The sequence below is a fragment of the Stenotrophomonas sp. P5_B8 genome, assembly GCF_054049855.1.
On the sequence record NZ_JBFULO010000603.1, the window covers coordinates 1 to 1810 of the forward strand.

Sequence of the window (1810 nt, forward strand, 5' to 3'; positions counted from 1 at the left end):
TGGCTGCTGGGTTCATGAGGTTGCCGGCCAGCGGCCGGCACTACCTAGATGCGGTAGGCGATGGTCTTCATCACCTTCGATGCCAGCGCCATCACCGAGGGAATCGGGAATGGCAGCTTGCGCGCGCCGGCATGTTCGGCGTGATCGGCATGGCGGGCCTCGTCGATCTTCATCACCTTGAGGATCTCGCGACTGCGCAGGTCGGCAGGGGGCAGGGTGTCCAGGTGTTCGTCCAGATGGGCCTCAACCTGGCGCTCGGTTTCCACCACGAAGCCCAGGTTCCAGCCATCGCCGCGCAGGCCGGCCAGCGTACCGATGGTGTAGCTGCCGGCGTACCAGATCGGGTTGAACAGGCTCGGGCGGCTGTCCAGTTCCCGCAGGCGCTGGGCGCACCAGGCCAGGTGATCGGTCTCTTCCTGGGCCGCGTCGAGCAGGTGGGCACGGGTCTGCGGCTCCTGGGCGACCGCGGCCTGGCCGAAGTACAGGCCTTGGGCGCACACCTCGCCGACATGGTTGATGCGCATCAGGCCGGCGGCATGGCGGCGCTCGGCGCTGGCCATCTGCACGTCCGGCGTGGCCTGGGCGGGGTAGGGGCGGCTGGCCGGCGGGTTGCCGAAGACCGTGTCCAGGGCGCGCTGGGCTTCGGTCAGCAGGTGATCGAGCGGGGTGATCTGGCGGGTCACGGTCATGGCGGGGCGGCGTGCAGCGGGGGATCGTCGATTCTCGCCCCCTGGCGGCGGTGTGCCAAGCCACGGCAGGGGTCAACTTGCATGTGCGGGGTCGCGCCGGTACAATCCCGCCTCTTCACAACGCGTGGCAGAGTTCCGGCCGTTCAGCGCCGCAATGAGCCCGACCTACTTGAGTTCTTTCATGAGCACTTTCACTGCAAAGTCCGAGACCGTCCAGCGTGACTGGTATCTCGTCGACGCTTCCGGCAAGACGCTGGGCCGTCTGTCCACCGAGCTGGCCCGCCGTCTGCGCGGCAAGCACAAGCCGGTTTACACCCCTCACGTTGATACCGGTGATTACCTGGTTGTCATCAATGCAGAAAAGATTGTCGTCACCGGCAAGAAGCTGCAGGACAAGCTGTATCACCGTTTCACTGGCTACATCGGCAACCTGAAGACCGAAACTCTGGCCCAGGCGCTTGAGCGCCACCCGGAGCGCGTCATCGAGACCGCCGTCAAGGGCATGCTGCCGAAGGGCCCGCTGGGCCGCGCCATGTACCGCAAGCTCAAGGTGTACTCGGGTTCCGAGCACCCGCACGCCGCTCAGCAGCCTCAGGTTCTGGATATCTAATCATGGCTATCACTCAAAACTACGGCACCGGCCGCCGCAAGTCCTCCACCGCCCGCGTGTTCTTGCGCAAGGGCGCCGGCAACATCACCGTCAATGGCCGTCCGCTGGACGAGTTCTTTGGCCGTGAGACCGCGCGCATGATCGTGCGCCAGCCGCTGGAGCTGACCAAGAACACCGAAAGCTTCGACATCATGGTCACCGCCGCTGGCGGCGGCACCACCGGCCAGGCCGGTGCGATCCGTCTGGGCATCGCCCGTGCGCTGGTCGAGTACGACGAAACCCTGAAGTCCGAGCTGCGCAAGGCTGGCTTCATGACCCGTGACGCCCGTGAAGTCGAGCGTAAGAAGGTCGGCCTGCACAAGGCACGTCGCGCCACCCAGTTCTCCAAGCGCTGATCCATCGCGCCTGGCGTGGGATCTTTCGGGATCCCGCTGGGAGGACAGCAAAAGCCCGGCCTCGGCCGGGCTTTTCCCGTTTGTGGGATGCCGCATTGCCAAGGGCGGTGCAGGGT

Annotated in this window: 3 protein-coding genes; 2 read left to right on the forward strand and 1 reads right to left on the reverse strand. The window is 65.7% G+C overall.

The features are described 5' to 3' along the window. Positions 1 to 44: 44 nt before the first annotated feature. Entirely contained in the window at positions 45 to 689 is a 645-nt protein-coding gene (gene coq7 / locus ACXJKH_RS19825; RefSeq protein ID WP_457321932.1) for a 2-polyprenyl-3-methyl-6-methoxy-1,4-benzoquinone monooxygenase, read from the reverse strand. A 181-nt stretch (positions 690 to 870) separates the two neighbouring features. Between coq7 and rplM the strand changes: the two genes are divergently transcribed. Next, on the forward strand, positions 871 to 1299 hold the full coding sequence (gene rplM, locus ACXJKH_RS19830) for a 50S ribosomal protein L13 (protein WP_256776566.1): 429 nt from the start codon (positions 871 to 873) through the stop codon (positions 1297 to 1299). 2 nt (positions 1300 to 1301) lie between these two features. After that, positions 1302 to 1694, forward strand: coding sequence for a 30S ribosomal protein S9 (rpsI, locus tag ACXJKH_RS19835; protein WP_017354549.1), 393 nt, complete (start codon positions 1302 to 1304; stop codon positions 1692 to 1694). The last annotated feature ends 116 nt before the right edge of the window (positions 1695 to 1810 follow it).

Bases quoted from the DNA above. Each gene is read 5' to 3' on its own strand.
- coq7 (WP_457321932.1), bottom strand. From the start codon at position 689: ATGACCGTGACCCGCCAGATCACCCCGCTCGATCACCTGCTGACCGAA.
- rplM (WP_256776566.1), top strand. From the start codon at position 871: ATGAGCACTTTCACTGCAAAGTCCGAGACCGTCCAGCGTGACTGGTAT.
- rpsI (WP_017354549.1), top strand. From the start codon at position 1,302: ATGGCTATCACTCAAAACTACGGCACCGGCCGCCGCAAGTCCTCCACC.